At 75.7% G+C, this 1274-nt stretch carries 2 protein-coding genes; both read left to right on the forward strand.

The window, feature by feature from the left end; genetic code table 11:
• Window positions 1–743: ATP-binding cassette domain-containing protein (locus tag HMPREF3099_RS09075; protein ID WP_141762096.1), on the forward strand; the 743-nt coding region annotated here is incomplete at its 5' end.
• An 88-nt stretch (window positions 744–831) separates the two neighbouring features.
• Window positions 832–1227 carry a BlaI/MecI/CopY family transcriptional regulator gene (locus HMPREF3099_RS09080; protein WP_070705664.1) on the forward strand — a complete coding sequence of 132 codons (396 nt, stop codon included), beginning with the start codon at window positions 832–834 and terminating at the stop codon, window positions 1225–1227.
• The last annotated feature ends 47 nt before the right edge of the window (window positions 1228–1274 follow it).

Raw genomic sequence — 1274 nt, forward strand, 5'->3', positions numbered from 1 at the left:
AGGCGGGGGACGCGCCGGCGAGGACGACGCAGCCCGACCCAACGCAGCCCGACGCGGGCCGACCCGACCCCGCGCAGCCCGTCTCCGCCCGCCCGCACCTCCGTCTGGAGGGCCTCTCCGCCCGCTGGACCCCGCAGGCCGAGGAGACCCTCCGTGGCCTCGACCTGGACCTGCCGCCCGACCGCCGCATCGCCCTGACCGGTCCCAGCGGCTCCGGCAAGTCCACCGCCCTGGCCGTGCTGGCCCGCCACCTGGACCCCTCGGCCGGCCGCTCCACCCAGGACGGCCACGACGTGCTCGACCTGCCCCTGGCCACCACCCGCGCCGCCGTGGCCTTCCAGGACGACTCGCCCCACGTGTTCGCCTCGTCGCTGCGCGAGAACCTGCGTGCCGCCCGCCCGGGTGCCGACGACGCCGTGCTCACCGACGCCCTGCAGCGCGCCGGGCTGGGCCCCTTCCTCGCCGACCTGCCCGACGGCCTGGACACGATGCTGGGCGCCGGCCACCGCGCGGTGAGCGGCGGCGAGCAGGCCCGCATCGGCCTGGCACGGGTGCTGCTGGGCGACCGGCCGGTGGTGCTGCTCGACGAGCCGGTGGCGCACCTGGACGGGCCCACCGCGTCGGCCGTGATGGACGAGCTGGGCGCGGCCACCCGGGATCGCTCCGTGGTGCTGGTGAGCCACCGCGAGGAGGGCCGCGACTGGTGCGACGCCACCGTGCGGCTCGAGCGCGCGGCCGGGTGACGCACCACCCCCTGCCACACCTACGACGGCCGGGCGTACTATGCACAGTCGTGGCCAACCGGCCCGTCGACCACCGGGGAGAGCTGACATGTCGAACACCGCATCGGGTCTGGGCGATCTCGAGCAGGCCATCATGGACCACCTGTGGGACCACGAGGCCCCGCAGCCCACGGGCTTCACCGTGCGCGACGTCCACGAGACGCTCGGCGCCGCCCGCGACATCGCCTACACCACCGTGATGACGGTGATGGACCGCCTGAGCCGCAAGGGCTTCCTCGACCGCACCAAGCAGGGCCGCGCCTACGCCTACAACCCCGCCACCAGCCGCGAGGGCTTCGTGGCCCGACTCATGTCCGAGACCCTCGGTGAGCTGCGCCCCACCGACCGCCGCGCCGCCGTGCTGGCCTTCGTGGACGACGCGGGCGCCGAGGACGTGGACGCCCTCCGCGAGGCCCTGGCCCGCCTGGAGTCCGCCGCCGACTGACCGGCCCAACCTGGACCGCTACGACGCCGTGCACCCCGGGGTGCACG

The sequence above is a fragment of the Kytococcus sp. HMSC28H12 genome, from assembly GCF_001816045.1.
Taxonomy (GTDB): Bacteria; Actinomycetota; Actinomycetes; order Actinomycetales; family Dermatophilaceae; genus Kytococcus; species Kytococcus schroeteri.